Annotated in this window: 12 protein-coding genes and 2 rRNA genes; all 14 read left to right on the forward strand. The window is 68.8% G+C overall.

The annotated features are described in order from the left end of the window. A 23S ribosomal RNA gene (locus ACTWPT_RS23030) occupies window positions 1-121 on the forward strand; the annotation flags it as partial. A gap of 72 nt (window positions 122-193) precedes the next feature. Continuing rightward, a 5S ribosomal RNA gene (gene rrf, locus ACTWPT_RS23035) occupies window positions 194-310 on the forward strand. Window positions 311-452: 142 nt separating this feature from the next. Continuing rightward, window positions 453-1742, forward strand: coding sequence for a bifunctional folylpolyglutamate synthase/dihydrofolate synthase (locus tag ACTWPT_RS23040; protein ID WP_443179721.1), 1290 nt, complete (start codon window positions 453-455; stop codon window positions 1740-1742). A 31-nt stretch (window positions 1743-1773) separates the two neighbouring features. Beyond that, complete coding sequence (locus ACTWPT_RS23045) at window positions 1774-2118, forward strand: DUF4233 domain-containing protein (RefSeq protein WP_443179501.1); 345 nt, start codon at window positions 1774-1776, stop codon at window positions 2116-2118. An 11-nt stretch (window positions 2119-2129) separates the two neighbouring features. Then, window positions 2130-4208: a hypothetical protein gene (locus tag ACTWPT_RS23050; protein WP_443179502.1), complete on the forward strand. Its 2079-nt coding sequence runs from the start codon at window positions 2130-2132 to the stop codon at window positions 4206-4208. Between the two features lie 158 nt (window positions 4209-4366). Beyond that, the gene (gene ndk, locus ACTWPT_RS23055; RefSeq protein WP_443179503.1) at window positions 4367-4777 is read left to right on the forward strand and encodes a nucleoside-diphosphate kinase; all 411 of its coding nucleotides are present in this window, start codon (window positions 4367-4369) and stop codon (window positions 4775-4777) included. Between the two features lie 329 nt (window positions 4778-5106). Next, window positions 5107-6138: a rod shape-determining protein gene (locus tag ACTWPT_RS23060; protein WP_443179504.1), complete on the forward strand. Its 1032-nt coding sequence runs from the start codon at window positions 5107-5109 to the stop codon at window positions 6136-6138. Further along, on the forward strand, window positions 6138-7016 hold the full coding sequence (mreC, locus tag ACTWPT_RS23065; protein WP_443179505.1) for a rod shape-determining protein MreC: 879 nt from the start codon (window positions 6138-6140) through the stop codon (window positions 7014-7016). Before ACTWPT_RS23060 ends, mreC begins: the two co-directional genes overlap by 1 nt. 205 nt (window positions 7017-7221) lie before the next feature. After that, a complete protein-coding gene (gene mreD, locus ACTWPT_RS23070) occupies window positions 7222-7686 on the forward strand; it encodes a rod shape-determining protein MreD (RefSeq protein WP_443179506.1) in 465 nt (154 codons plus the stop codon). Continuing rightward, a complete protein-coding gene (gene mrdA, locus ACTWPT_RS23075) occupies window positions 7683-9728 on the forward strand; it encodes a penicillin-binding protein 2 (RefSeq protein WP_443179507.1) in 2046 nt (681 codons plus the stop codon). Before mreD ends, mrdA begins: the two co-directional genes overlap by 4 nt. Further along, entirely contained in the window at window positions 9725-10891 is a 1167-nt protein-coding gene (gene rodA / locus ACTWPT_RS23080; RefSeq protein ID WP_443179508.1) for a rod shape-determining protein RodA, read from the forward strand. Before mrdA ends, rodA begins: the two co-directional genes overlap by 4 nt. Window positions 10892-10895: 4 nt before the next feature. Further along, a complete protein-coding gene (locus ACTWPT_RS23085; RefSeq protein ID WP_443179509.1) occupies window positions 10896-11114 on the forward strand; it encodes a hypothetical protein in 219 nt (72 codons plus the stop codon). 93 nt (window positions 11115-11207) lie between these two features. Then, window positions 11208-13118 carry a TIGR03960 family B12-binding radical SAM protein gene (locus ACTWPT_RS23090; RefSeq protein WP_443179510.1) on the forward strand — a complete coding sequence of 637 codons (1911 nt, stop codon included), beginning with the start codon at window positions 11208-11210 and terminating at the stop codon, window positions 13116-13118. A 151-nt stretch (window positions 13119-13269) separates the two neighbouring features. Further along, entirely contained in the window at window positions 13270-14037 is a 768-nt protein-coding gene (locus ACTWPT_RS23095) for a TIGR03936 family radical SAM-associated protein (RefSeq protein WP_443179511.1), read from the forward strand. The last annotated feature ends 7 nt before the right edge of the window (window positions 14038-14044 follow it).

Genomic DNA, 14044 nt, shown 5'->3' on the forward strand with positions numbered 1-14044 from the left:
TGAGGTCTCCCACCATGAGAGTGGGTAAGGCTCCCTATAGACGATGGGGTTGATAGGCCGGAGGTGGAAGCACGGTAACGTGTGGAGCTGACCGGTACTAATAGGCCGAGGACTTGACCACAAAGCAGACTTTCTAGTCGTTGCTCGCGTCCACTACGCAATTCTGAGACAGCAAGCGGCTGTTTCTCAGGGTTACGGCGGTTATGGCGGGAAGGAAACACCCGGTTACATTCCGAACCCGGAAGTTAAGCTTCCCCGCGCCGATGGTACTGCACTCGGGAGGGTGTGGGAGAGTAGGTCACCGCCGGACAATCTTTGATTGGGGAAAGCCCCGACGCTTCAACGCGTCGGGGCTTTTCTGCGTTGTGCCCTCGGCGCGAGGGCGGGTACGGACCGCCGCTGGCAGTGAGTAGGGTTGAGTTGTGGATTATCGTGCGGTTGAACGCGCGATCATGGAGCGCGGCGTCGAGTGGGATTTCGAGCCGACGCTCGACAGGATCGCGGCCCTCGTGGATGTGCTCGGCTCTCCGCAGCGGGCGTACCCGGTCATACACATAGCCGGCACCAACGGAAAGACGAGCACAGCGCGGCTCACTGAGGCGCTGCTGCGGGAGCGCAACTTGCGGGTGGGGCGGTTCACTAGTCCTCACCTCGTGTCCGTGCGCGAGCGGATCACGGTGGACGGGGAGCCGCTGAGCGAGGAGCGGTTCGCCGAGGTATACGAGGAGATCGCCCCATATGTAGAGCTCACCGATGCGCAGGGGCGGCGCATCCAGTTCTTCGAGCTGCTGACCGCCATGGCGTTCGCGGCGTTCGCCGACACCCCTGTCGATGTCGCGGTCGTGGAGGCCGGGATGGGTGGGTCGTGGGACGCCACCAATGTGGCGGACGGCGTCGTGTCGGTCATCACGCCTATCTCCCTCGATCACACCGATCGGCTCGGGCCGGACATTCCGAGCATCGCCTCCGAAAAGGCGGGCATCATCAAGCCCGGCACGACGACCGTGCTAGCTCAGCAGGAGCTGGCCGCGGCGGAGGTATTGATGCGGCGGGCGGCCGAGGTGGGTGCGGTCGTGGCACGGGAAGGGCTGGAGTTCGGGGTGATGAGCCGCGAGGTCGCCATCGGCGGCCAGATGCTCACGCTCCGCGGGCTCAAGGGTGTATACGATGAGGTCTACCTTCCGCTCTACGGAGCTCACCAGGCCAGCAACGCGGCCTGCGCGCTGGCCGCCGTCGAGGCGCTGACCGGTGGTGACGATCCACTCGACGTCGATCTCGTACGGCAGGCGTTCGCTCAGGCGTCCTCTCCCGGGCGCATGGAGGTCGTGCGCCACACGCCGACGGTGGTGATCGACGCAGCGCACAACCCCGGCGGCATGCAGGCCACCCTCGAGGGGCTGCACGAGGCGTTCGACTTCGCCAAGGTCATCGGGGTCGTCGCGGTCATGCGCGACAAGGACGTCCACACCTTGCTCGAGCTGCTGGAGCCGCTCATCGATGAGATCGTCGTCACGCGTAACTCCTCACCTCGGTCGATGTCGCCCGACGAGCTCGCGTCGCTGGCCGAGCCGCTCTTCGGGGAGGACCGGGTGCACATCGAGGACCGGCTCGACGACGCCATCGACAGGGGGATCGGCATCGCCGACGCGGAAGGCGAGTTCAGTGGCACGGGGGTGCTCATCACCGGGTCCGTTGTCACGGCCGGCGACGCGCGGCGGCTGCTGAAGGCGGACGGGTCCTGATGGCCGGCATGTCACAAGTGGGTGGTTCGCAATGAAGGACTTCCAGGTCACGCCCGGGATGCGCCGGCTCGGCGCCAGCGTGCTCGGCATGGAGGCCATCGTGGCGGGGCTGATCACGCCCGTGGCGATCACCGTGGGCGGGGTCGCGCCCGCGCTTGCCGTGACCGTCGGCATCGGGCTGGCCGTGCTGTGCGTGATCGCCGCAGGCCTGCTCAAGAGGCCGTTCGGTTACGTACTCGGCAGCGCTGTGCAGGTGCTGGCGATCTGCACGGGCTTTCTTGTGACGGCGATGTTCTTCCTTGGAGCGATCTTCGCGGCACTATGGATCACGGCGATTATCGTTGCTCGCCGTGTCGAGGGCGTCACTAACCGCTAAAGTCGGCCTACATGGCCGTCCCCCCGATCCAGCGGTCGCCTCGTCCGGCCGACCTGAGGCACCCGTGGGTGCTCAACACGGTGCTCGGGCTGCTCGTCGTGGCCGCGCTGCCACTGGCGATCGTCACGATACCCAACACGCTCTCCGTCGTCGCCAAGCTGCTGCCTGGCGACATCGACCAGGTCGGCTTGATGCGTACGCACGGGCTCGCCCTGCCCACGCTCATGCTGGCCGTCCCGCTCGCGGCCGTCGCGTTGCGGCGGGTCAAGGCGGTCCATCTCATGCTCGGCGGCCTGGCGCTGGTGGCCCTTTCCGACGCCGCAGGCGGGTACGCCGCCTCCGAGCTCGTCGTCGGAGCCGTACGCGTGCTGCGCGGCATCGGCGCCGGCGTCATCATGCCCGCCACCCTTGCGGCCGTCTGGAACCGAGCGCCCGTGCTGCGCGCCCTGTGGGCGGGAGTGTTCAGCTTGAGCCTGCTCGCGGCCCAGGCATTCGCGCTCTGGCCGCTCGACGAGGTGAGCAGTTGGAAGGTGACGTTGCAGCCATACCCGCTGGTGACGGGGGTGGCGCTGGCCCTGGCGGCCGTCTATCTCCTCGCTTGGACGCTGCTCGGCCGTCCCGCCGAGCCTCGGCTCCACGTACGGGATCGCAGCCGGCTGCTCCTGGCCGCCGTGCCCGCGGCGGGTATCGCGGTCGTGGGCATCAGCACCGCGACCGAAGGGTGGCGAGCCATCCCGGTGATCATGCTGGCGGCCACGGCGATCGTCGGCCTGCTGGCGCTGGCCTCGATCGGCACGGGCGAGAGCCGCACGCTGGCGTATTCGATGGTGGCGGTCGGTGTCGTGCTGGTGCCGAGCGCGGCGCAGGTCACGCTGGTGGAGATGGGCGGCCTCGGCGGACCCGGGCTGCGAGGGCTCTGGATCCCGTACGCGATCGCCGGGCTGCTGGCGGTCGGCGCGTCGGTCCTGGTGCGGCTGTCCGCGCGCGCCGCTGGGCGGTGGCTGGCGCCATTGGGGTTGTTGTCGATGGTGGGAGGGTTGTGTTCGGTGCGGCTGGTGGTGCCGTCGGCCGACGGTCTCGTCTTGGCGGTGCCGTTCACGCTGCTCGCCATGGGAGCGGCGGTGGCGTTGACGGCCACGCTGCAGGAGGTGGGGTTCGGGACGGCGGCGTTCGGGTTGTCGCTGTGCTTCGCCGGGGTGCTGGCCGGTTTCCTGCTGGGCACAGGTGTGCAGATGGCCATGCTGGACGGGGTGCGGTCGGCTCAGGAGCTGGTGGACAACTTTGTCGGGGCGCTGCACTGGTGGGCGTTGGCAGGCGGCTTCCTCATCGTGGCGATCATCGTGCTCGCGGCGGTGATGGCGCGGCGGCCTGGTGACGAGACGGCGATCAGGCCGGATGGTGATCCGCCGCCCTCGGGCACGGGACCAGAGCCTGGAGATGCGCTCCTTGTACCAGGGTCGGGCGGTGACGGTGCGGGCTCGTCGCAGGATGCCGAGAGCGGTGCCCGGTCGGCCGGCGGGGTCGCGGAGGCCTCCAGCGGAGGGAGCGCGGGCGGCGGGCGTACGTGGGGGGACGTCGTGCGGACCGATGACGACAGCGGCGAGCAGGCTCCCGGCAGGAGCGTGGACGACGTAGGGGATCCTGCGGGGTGCGAGGCGGGCGGCGGAGATGATCGCGCGGACGTTGGGACCGCTGGCGGCGGCGCCGGTGCGGGTGCAGGTAACGCTGGCGGCGGTGCCGGCGGGGACGCTGGGAGCGCTGGCGGCGGTGCTGATGCGGCAGTTGGAGCGGCTGCCGGCGGCGCGGAGTCGGGAGCTGCCGCCGCAAGCGGTGGTGTGCGGTCCGGAAGTTCGGCCGGCAGTGGCAGGGAGCCGGGGACACGGACTTCCGGCGGTGAGGATGCCGTCGGCGCGGGGGACGAGGATGCGCCAACGGGAATCGTGCCGCGGGTCGTGGTCCCCGCGTCGTCTCAGGGGGCCTTCGACAAGGTGAAACCGCGGCGCGACGGCGACGAGCCGGCCGGCCCCGAGGGGGCGGTGCCCTCTGTGCCGCCGCCAGGGCAATCGCCTGAAGACACCGCATCCCCGTAGACGGCCGAGATCCCCACGGGAAACGAGGGTACGGGCGCGGGGCGGTAAGCTGAGGGCCCAGCTACGGCGACGCGCGGGCGCATGCCCCGTGACGCGTCCTCGCGGTGCGGCCGGGCGCCGATACCCGCGACCCCAATCTGTTCGAAGGAGAACTCCAAGTGTCCGAGCGCACTCTTGTCCTGATCAAGCCCGACGGGGTTAAGCGTGGCCTCATCGGTGATGTGATCGCCCGTGTGGAGCGCAAGGGCCTCAAGGTCGTGGCGATGGACCTGCGCACCCTCGACGCCGACACCGCCAGGGTCCACTACGCCGAGCACGCCGAGCGGCCGTTCTTCGGTGAGCTCGTCGAGTTCATCACGTCGGGGCCGCTCGTCGCCATGGTGCTCGAGGGCCCGCGCGCCGTCGAGGCCTTCCGCGCGCTGGCCGGCGCCACCGACCCGGTGAAGTCGGCGCCCGGCACGATCCGCGGCGACCACGCGCTCGAGATCGGTGAGAACGTCGTGCACGGCTCCGACTCCCCCGAGTCCGCCGCCAGGGAGATCAAGATCTTCTTCCCGGACCGGTTCTAGCCACTTCACGCTCCGCCCGCGCCCGTGTCAGCTGTCCAGCTGCGCGGGCGCGCGGCTTTCCGGGATGTGTCGGCGTCGGGGTTTCTGTCGGTGGGCTCACGTACGGTGTGGGCCAAGTGGTCGGTGCTGCGTTCCCGAGGCATTTTGGAACGTTCCAGAACCTGGCCGGATGTTGTGGTGCAATCCGGGCAAAATTGCGGTTGAGGTTGAGGCTGGAGATTTTTGAGAGGCGCGGGGGCTGATCGCACCCCTCGGTGGGTACGTCACGTTACGATTCGAATTCGATCCGTAGTCACTCGCGAACGACGTTACGGAGGGCTCCGTTCCCCATGGGCAGCAAGCTCGCGTTCCTCGGCCGTGACATGGCGGTCGACCTGGGCACCGCCAACACGTTGGTCTACGTGCGCGGCCGGGGCATCGTGCTCAACGAGCCGTCAGTCGTGGCGATCAACACCACTACGGGCAAGATCGTTGCGGTTGGCATCGAGGCCAAGCGGATGATCGGTCGTACGCCCGGCAACATCATCGCCATCCGCCCGCTCAAGGACGGCGTGATAGCCGACTTCGACGTGACCGAGCGCATGTTGCGATATTTCATCCAAAGGGTGCACAGGCGTCGGCATTTCGCCAAGCCGCGCATCATCATCGCCGTGCCCAGCGGCATCACCAGCGTCGAGCAACGCGCGGTGAAGGAGGCCGGATACCAAGCGGGGGCGCGGAAGGTCTACATCGTCGAGGAGCCCATGGCCGCCGCCATCGGGGCGGGGCTGCCGGTGCACGAGCCCACCGGCAACATGGTCGTCGACATCGGCGGCGGCACCACCGAGGTGGCGATCATCTCGATGGGTGGCGTGGTGGCCAGCCAGTCGATCAGGATCGGTGGCGACGAGCTCGACCAGGCGGTGATCGCGTTCGCCAAGAAGGAGTTCTCGCTGATGCTCGGCGAGCGCACCGCCGAGGAGATCAAGATGGCCATCGGCTCGGCCTGCTCCAACGGTGAGGAGGCACACGCGGAGATCCGCGGCCGCGACCTGGTCAGCGGGCTACCCAAGACGATCATCGTGTCCGGCGAGGAGATCAGGAAGGCCATCGAGGAGCCGGTCAACGCGATCGTGGACGCGGTGAAGAGCACGCTCGACAAGTGCCCGCCAGAGCTGTCCGGCGACATCATGGACCGCGGCATCGCGCTCACCGGCGGAGGCGCCCTGCTCAAGGGGCTTGAGGAGCGCGTCAAGGCCGAGACGGGCATGCCGGTGCACCTCGTCGACAACGCACTCGACTCGGTGGCCATCGGCTCGGGCAGGTGCGCCGAGGACTTCGAATCGCTCCAAGACGTCCTGGTGCCGGAGTCGCGACACTGATGAGAGACTCGCGCCGGGCCCGGCTGATCCTCGGAATGCTGCTGACGGCGGCTCTGGTCATCCTGACCATCGACCACCGCACCGGCGAGAGCTCGCCGCTGCGCCCGCTGCGCGCGGCAGGAGCGTGGGTCTTCGGCACGGCCGAGCAGTTCGGCGGCGGGCTGGTGCGGCCGGTCGGCGGGTTCGTGCACGCCATCCTGACCGCGCCGAGTGCCCAGGAACGCATCCGGGTGCTCAAGGAGGAGAACGCGAAGCTGCGCACGGAGCTGCTGACGGCCAAGCACGACGGGGCCCGCTCCAACGAGCTCAAGGAGCTGCTCGGGCTGGCGGGGACCGGTGGATACAAGGTCGTCACGGCCAACGTCGTCGCCAGGCGCGGGCAGCCGGGGTTCGAGGACACCGTCCAGATCGACGCCGGCACCAGTGACGGTGTGCAGCCCGAGATGACCGTGCTCAATGGCGACGGGCTGGTCGGGCGGGTGATCCACGCCGCCGCCCGCACGTCGACGGTGGTGCTGCTCAGCGATCCGGCCTCGGCCGCCGGGGCGCGGCTGGAAGGGGGCAGGGAGATCGGGGTCGTGCACGGGGTGGGCGAGCACGGCAGGCTCGTCCAGTTCCGGCTCCTCGATTCCACGGCGCCGCTGACCAGGGGCGGGCGCATCGTCAGCTTCGGCTCCCAGAACGGGCGGCCTTACGTTCCCGGGGTGCCCATCGGGGTGATCGAGCGGGTGGAGTCGACCCCCGGGGAGCTGACCCGCATCGCGTACGCCCGGCCGTATGCGGATCTGACGGCACTCGACGTGGTGGGTGTGGTGGTGGAGGCCCCCAAACGGGATCCGCGTGATGCGGTGCTGCCTGCCAAGGAGGGGGCCCGATGATCGGCCGACGGCGTGCGCCGGGAGCGTTCATCGGGTGGCGCGAGCTTGGAGCGGTTGCCCTGCCCGGGAGGCGCGGACCCCGTGCGGTCGAGGCCACACGGCGGTGCAGACGCGGGGCCATTGCGATGGCCGGGCGCAGAGCGGTCGAGCGGCGCCGCCCGGGAGGGGGCGTGGTGAGTGGAAGGGCCGGTCGGAAGGGGGCGCAGTGATCGGCGGGGTCTCCGTGCTGCTGGCGTTGCTGGCGCAGGTCATGCTGGTCAATCGGGTGCCGCTGCCGGCCGGGGGCGCGCCTGACCTGGTGTTGCTTGCCGTCGTCGGCGCGGCGCTGGGGCGGGGGGCCGCGTCCGGGGCGACGCTCGGCTTCTTCGCCGGGCTGCTGGTCGACATCATGCCGCCGACCGCGCACCTGGTGGGCCAGTACGCGTTCGTGCTGGCGCTCGTCGGCTACATCGCCGGACGCGGTGCGGGCGGGCCGGTGACGACCGTGGTGCTGTGCGTGCTGCTGGCGCCGTTGCTGGCCGCGGCCGTGGGCATGCTCATCTCCGATCCCCGGGTGACCATGTCCACACTGATCGAGCAGGTGCCCGTCACCGTCGTGTACACGCTGCTCGTGTCGCCGATCGTGATCTGGCTGACCACACGGGGCAGACGGCCGAGGTACTCGACATGATCAGGATGCGGGGGCGGCTGCTGGTGCTGCACGTGCTGGTGCTGGCGCTGCTCGTCGTGCTGGCAGTGCGCCTGTGGCAGGTGCAGGTCGTACGCGGGAACGAGTTCGTGACGCGGGCGACGGAGACCAGGACGCGGACCGTGATCGTGCCGGCCGTACGCGGGCAGATCCTCGACTCGTCGGGACGGCCGCTGGTGCGCAACAAGACCGCGCTCGTCGTGTCCGTGGACCGGGCCAGGTTGTCGCGGACGCCCGACGGGGGCGTGGAGGTCCTGAGCAAGTTGTCCGCGGTGCTCGGCACGCCGGTCGCGGATCTGCAGCGGCGGATCACACCGTGCGGGCCGGGGGTGGGCAAGCCGTGCTGGACGGGATCGCCGTACCAACCCGTTCCTCTGGACGAGAAGGTCGACCCACGCAAGGCGCTGCAGATCCTGGAGCGGCAAGAGGAGTTTCCCGGGGTGACGGCGGAGATCCACTCCGTGCGGCAGTATCCCGGCGGCAGGGCCGGCGCGCAGATGCTGGGCTACCTGCAGCCGGTGACCGAGCAGGAACTGGAGAAACGCGAAGGGCTCAAGGCCAGCTTCTCGGGTGTGGACCTGGCGGGGCGCGACGGGCTCGAATACGTCTACGACGACGCGTTGCGCGGCAAGTCGGGACTGCGCAGGGTGCAAGTGGACCGGATGGGCAAAGCGCTCGGGCTGGAGGCGCAGGTGACGCCCATTCCCGGCGACCACCTGGTGACCAGCATCGATTCGCGGATTCAGACGATCACCGAGAGGGCGTTGAACAAGGCGATGAAGTCCGCGCCCGCCGCAGACGGCGGGGCAGGGGTGGTGCTGGACGCGCGCTCGGGGCGGGTGGTGGCGCTGGCCAGCGCGCCCGGCTACGACCCGGCGATCTGGGGTGGCGGGATCTCGGCCCGCGGCTACCAGTGGCTGTTGTCGGACAAGTCGGGCAAGCCGCTGGTGTCGCGAGCGATCAACGGCCAGTTCGCGCCGGGCTCCACGTTCAAGATCTCCTCCGTCTCGGCGATGTTGCGGGCGGGCTATCCGCTCAACGGCAAGTACGGCTGCCCGGGCTCGTACACGGTGGGCGGCCGGGCCTTCAACAACTTCCGCGGCATCGGGCTGGGCACCCTCGACCTGCACACGGCGCTGGTCAAGTCGTGCGACACGATCTTCTACCGGGCGGCCTACGAGCAGTACCTCAGGGACGGCGGGCGGCAGCCCAAGAAGAAGCCGAAAGAGGTGTTCGCCAACATGGCCAGGTCGTTCGGGTTCGGCAGCCCGACCGGCGTGGACCTGCCCGGCGAGTCCGCCGGCCGCATTCCCGACCGGGCCTGGAAGAAGGACCTGTGGAACAGGACCAGCGCGGTCAACTGCGAGCGGTCGCGCAAGGGATATCCGGAGGTGAAGGACCGGGCGCGGGCCGAATTCCTCAAGCGGCTGGCGCTGGAGAACTGCACCGAGGGATTCCTGCTGCGGCCCGGTGACTCGGCCAACTTCTCCATCGGGCAGGGCGACGTGCTGGTCACGCCGATGCAGCTGGCCAGGGCCTACATGGCGCTGGTAAGTGATGGGAAGCTGCGCAGCCCACGCATCGCATGGGCGCAGGTGCGGCCCGACGGCAAGGTGGTCAGGACCTTCCCCGTGCCGGTGGTGGGCAAGCTGCCGCTCAGCGAGAAGGAGCGGCTCTACATCAAGAACGCGCTGAGCCAGGTCGCCCAGGACGGCACCGCGGCAGGGGCGTTCGCGGGGTTCCCGATGAACAAGGTGCGCATCGGGGGCAAGACCGGCACGGCGGAGGTGTGGGGCAAGAAGGACACCTCGTGGTTCGCCTCCTTCGCGCCCACGAAGAACCCGCGGTACGTGGTGGTCGTCATGGTCTCCCAGGGCGGGATGGGCTCGCAGACCGCGGCGCCGGCCGTGCGGGAGATCTATGAGGGCATCTACGGCATCAAGCGGCCGGCGGCCGTGCCCGGCGGGAAGCTGACCACCAAGCTGCCGACGTTCAGGCCGGACGGGACGGTGGTCCCGGGATGACCGCCCGTACCGCCGTCGTCCGGCGGCCCTCGCTCCTGCGGCGGATGGCGCGCGAAAATTCGACGGTACGCCGGCTCGATGGGCTGATGCTGGTCGCGGTGGCCGGGTTGTGCGTGATCGGCACGCTGCTGGTGTGGTCGTCCACCAGGACCTGGGCGCCCGGAGCCACCGGGCTGGTGAAGAAGCACCTGCTCAATGAGGTCATCGGGGTGGTTCTGTGCGCGGTGGTGGCCACCATCGACCACCGCGCGATGCGGGCGTACGCGCCGCTGGTGTTCCTGGTGTCGCTGGTGGGGCTGGGGCTGGTGCTCACGCCGCTGGGGGCGACGATCAACGGGTCGCATTCGTGGATCCTGCTGGGCGGTGGATTCGCGGTGCAGCCGTCGGAGTTCGCCAAAGTGGGGCTGGTGTTGATCATCGCGATGCTGCTGGCGCAGCCGGCCGAAGGCACCGACCGGCCACGCGGGCTCGACGTCGTGCTGGCGCTCGTGGCCGCGACGATCACGATGGGAATGGTGATGCTCCAGCCCGACCTCGGCACGGCCATGGTCCTGGCCGTGATCACGGCGGCCGGGCTGATCATCGGGGGCGTCCGCAAGCGAGTGATCATCGCGATGACGATGGTGGCCGCCGCCGCGATTTTCGCGGTGTTCAAATTCGAGATGCTGGAGCCCTACCAGGTGGCGCGGTTCACCGCGTTCGTGGATCCGAGCGTCGATCCGCGCGGAGTGGGCTACAACAGCACACAATCACTGATCGCCATCGGGTCCGGGCAGTTGCTGGGCAAGGGGTTGCTCGGTGGCGGGCAGACGACCGGCAGGTTCGTGCCCGAGCAGCACACCGACTTCATCTTCACGGTGGCCGGCGAGGAGTTCGGGTTCCTCGGGTCGGTGACGGTCGTGTTGCTGCTCGGCGTGGTGCTGGTGCGCGGGCTGAAGATCGCCAGGAAGTGCGAGGACCGGTTCGGGACGCTGGTCGCGGGGACGATCGTGTGCTGGTTCGCGTTCCAGACGTTCATCAATGTCGGGATGACGATCGGGATCATGCCGATCACCGGGCTGCCGCTGCCGTTCGTGTCATATGGCGGGACCGCGACATTCGCGAATCTCATCGCGATCGGACTTCTGCAAGCCATCAAGATACGCGGCCAGTCGTTTAATTAGATGTATGTTCCTGGCCTATTGCGATGAGTGCGAGGGGCGCTTTCTGCTGCCCGCGAACCACGTCGTCGCCGTGCACAACCTGGAAAGCGGCGTGATCGCCGTGGAGCTGACCTGCTACGAAGGGCACCACGTCCTGGTGCTCAGCGGAAACGACGTTGGGACGTCGGCCAAAAACCTGCTCGTCGGCCTGCCGCCCTACGGTCGTGACCGGCAAATGCCGTAGGTGCGGCTGTGCTACCTGCAGCGGCAGTCCATTCGGCAGGTTGCTCATCGGCGCAGGACCTGCCACCGTCTGACCGCCGCTACCCTGGACGGTATGCCTGTCGAGTCGATTTTCCACCGTCTGGAAGCGCTGCTGCCCAAGGTGCAGAAGCCGATCCAGTATGTCGGGGGTGAGCTCAACTCGACCGTCAAGGACTGGGACTCCGCCGACGTGCGGTGGGCGTTGATGTACCCGGACGCCTATGAGGTCGGGCTGCCCAACCAGGGTGTGGCGATCCTCTACGAGATTCTCAACGAGCTGCCGGGGACTCTGGCCGAGCGCACCTACGCGGTGTGGCCGGACCTCGAGGCACTCATGAGGGCCGAGGGTGTCCCGCAGTTCACCGTCGACGCGCACCGGCCGGTGCGTGCCTTCGACGTGCTCGGGGTGTCGTTCTCCACCGAGCTCGGCTACACCAACCTGCTGACCGCCCTCGACCTGGCCGGCATCCCGCTGCACGCGGCGGACCGGGGGGAGGACGACCCGATCGTGATCGCGGGCGGCCACGCGGCCTTCAACCCCGAGCCGATCGCCGACTTCCTCGACGCGGCCGTGCTCGGCGACGGGGAGCAGATCTCCATCGCCGTCAGCGAGGTCGTCCGCGAGTGGAAGGCCGAGGGCCGGCCCGGCGGGCGGGACGAGCTGCTGATGCGGCTCGCCGAGTCCGGCGGCGTCTACGTGCCCAAGTTCTACGACGTCGACTACCACCCGGACGGGCGCATCAAGCGCGTCGCGCCCAACAGGCCCGGCGTGCCGTGGCGGGTGCACAAGCACACCGTGATGGACCTGGACGAGTGGCCCTATCCGAAGAAGCCGCTGGTCCCGCTGGCGGAGACGGTGCATGAGCGGTTCAGCGTGGAGATCTTCCGCGGCTGCACCCGCGGGTGCCGGTTCTGCCAGGCAGGCATGATCACGCGCCCGGTGCGCGAGCGGTCGATCACCACGATCGGTGCGATGGTCGACAACGGCATCAAGGAGTCCGGCTTCAACGAGGTCGGCCTGCTGTCGCTGTCGTCGGCCGACCACTCCGAGATCGGAGACGTCGCCAAGGGCCTGGCGGACCGCTACGAGGGCACCAACACCTCGCTGTCGCTGCCCTCGACCAGGGTCGACGCGTTCAACATCGACCTGGCCAACGAGTTCTCCAGGAACGGCAGGCGCTCGGGCCTGACGTTCGCGCCGGAGGGTGGCTCGGAGCGGATGCGCAAGGTGATCAACAAGATGGTCACCGAGGAGGACCTCATCCGCACCGTCACCACGGCCTATTCGCAGGGGTGGCGGCAGGTCAAGCTCTACTTCATGTGCGGCCTGCCCACTGAGCAGGACGAAGACGTGCTGGGCATCGCCGACCTGGCCAAGAAGGTCATCAAGGCGGGCCGTGAGGCCACCGGCAGCCGCGACATCCGCTGCACGGTCTCCATCGGCGGCTTCGTGCCCAAGCCGCACACGCCGTTCCAGTGGGCGGGGCAGGCCGACCACGAGACCGTCGACCGGCGGCTCAAGGCGCTGCGCGACGCGCTCAGGAGCGACAAGGCGTACGGCCGGGCCATCGGCTTCCGCTACCACGACGGCAAACCCTCGATCGTGGAGGGCCTGCTGTCGCGTGGCGACCGCCGGGTCGGTGCCGTGATCCGCGCCGTCTGGGAGGACGGCGGCCGGTTCGACGGCTGGAGCGAGCACTTCTCCTACGAGCGCTGGAGGGCGGCCGCCGAGAAGGCCGGCATCGACGTGGACTGGTACACCACGCGTGAGCGGGAGGAGAACGAGGTCCTGCCGTGGGACCACCTCGACGCCGGGCTCGACCGCGAATGGTTGTGGCAGGACTGGCAGGAGGCTGTCTCCGGCAGTGAGGTCGAGGACTGCCGCTGGACTCCGTGCTACGACTGCGGCGTCTGCCCGACCATGGGCACAGAAATTCAAATCGGTCCCACGGGGCGAAAACTCCTTCCTCTTACGGTGGTTTAGCGCGCTCAGTGGGCGAGCCGTGCCTCGGCGTACACGTACATACGCTTGGGCGGCTTATCCTGAGACGAAGGAACCTGAAAGAAGGACTCTGACAAGGGAAGGACGACAAGCTCTGAAACCTGTTCCCGAAGGGCCTCCGCCCGCGCCCACGGTGCAGCGCCTGCGTGTGCGTTACGCCAAGCGCGGCCGCCTGCGCTTCACCAGCCACCGCGACATTTCGCGGGCCGTCGAGAGGGCGGTTCGTCGTGCCGGTATTCCGGTGGCTTACAGCGCGGGATTCTCGCCCCACCCGAAGATCTCCTACGCGGGCGCGGCGCCGACCGGTGTCGCCAGCGAAGCCGAATACCTCGAGATCGGTGTCACCACGCCGTGCGACCCTGAGCAGATCAGGTCCGCTTTGGACGCGTCGTTGCCGCCGGGGCTCGATGTGCTCGACGTCGTGGAGGCGGGTCAGGGCGGACTGGCCGACCGCTTGGAGGTCTCCGATTGGGAGGTGCGGCTGCCTGGTGCCGATCGCGAGCTCGCCGAGGTGGCGGCGGAGAAGTTCCTCGCGGCGGGCACCGTGGAGGTCGAGCGCCTCACCAAGAAGGGCCCCCGTCGCTTCGACGCGCGCGAGGCCGTCCTGGTGCTGACGGTGTCCGAGGGAACAGACAGAATCGCAGCTCAGGTGCTTGGAGGACCGTGTGTCATACTGCGCATGGTTATTCGGCACATGACGCCTGCCGTTCGACCCGACGATGTGCTCACAGGGCTGCGCCTTGTGGCCGACTTCGCGCCGCCGGTTCCCCCCGAGGTGACCAGGCTGGCGCAGGGGCCGCTTGACGCTAGCACCGGTGCGCTTGCCGACCCGCTCGACCTGGACCGCGACAAAACGCGCGGCGGCGAGGCGGGACCGGCGGGTGAGCACGTCGCCGGTTAGGACGCGC

The sequence above is a fragment of the Nonomuraea sp. 3N208 genome (assembly GCF_052245935.1).
In the GTDB taxonomy this organism is placed as follows: domain Bacteria; phylum Actinomycetota; class Actinomycetes; order Streptosporangiales; family Streptosporangiaceae; genus Nonomuraea.

Coding starts and splice junctions, on each gene's coding strand:
- ACTWPT_RS23045 (WP_443179501.1), top strand. CDS start 1,774: ATGAAGGACTTCCAGGTCACGCCCGGGATGCGCCGGCTCGGCGCCAGC.
- ACTWPT_RS23040 (WP_443179721.1), top strand. CDS start 453: ATGGAGCGCGGCGTCGAGTGGGATTTCGAGCCGACGCTCGACAGGATC.
- mrdA (WP_443179507.1), top strand. CDS start 7,683: ATGATCAGGATGCGGGGGCGGCTGCTGGTGCTGCACGTGCTGGTGCTG.
- ACTWPT_RS23090 (WP_443179510.1), top strand. CDS start 11,208: ATGCCTGTCGAGTCGATTTTCCACCGTCTGGAAGCGCTGCTGCCCAAG.
- rodA (WP_443179508.1), top strand. CDS start 9,725: ATGACCGCCCGTACCGCCGTCGTCCGGCGGCCCTCGCTCCTGCGGCGG.
- ACTWPT_RS23060 (WP_443179504.1), top strand. CDS start 5,107: ATGGGCAGCAAGCTCGCGTTCCTCGGCCGTGACATGGCGGTCGACCTG.
- mreC (WP_443179505.1), top strand. CDS start 6,138: ATGAGAGACTCGCGCCGGGCCCGGCTGATCCTCGGAATGCTGCTGACG.
- ACTWPT_RS23085 (WP_443179509.1), top strand. CDS start 10,896: ATGTTCCTGGCCTATTGCGATGAGTGCGAGGGGCGCTTTCTGCTGCCC.
- ACTWPT_RS23050 (WP_443179502.1), top strand. CDS start 2,130: ATGGCCGTCCCCCCGATCCAGCGGTCGCCTCGTCCGGCCGACCTGAGG.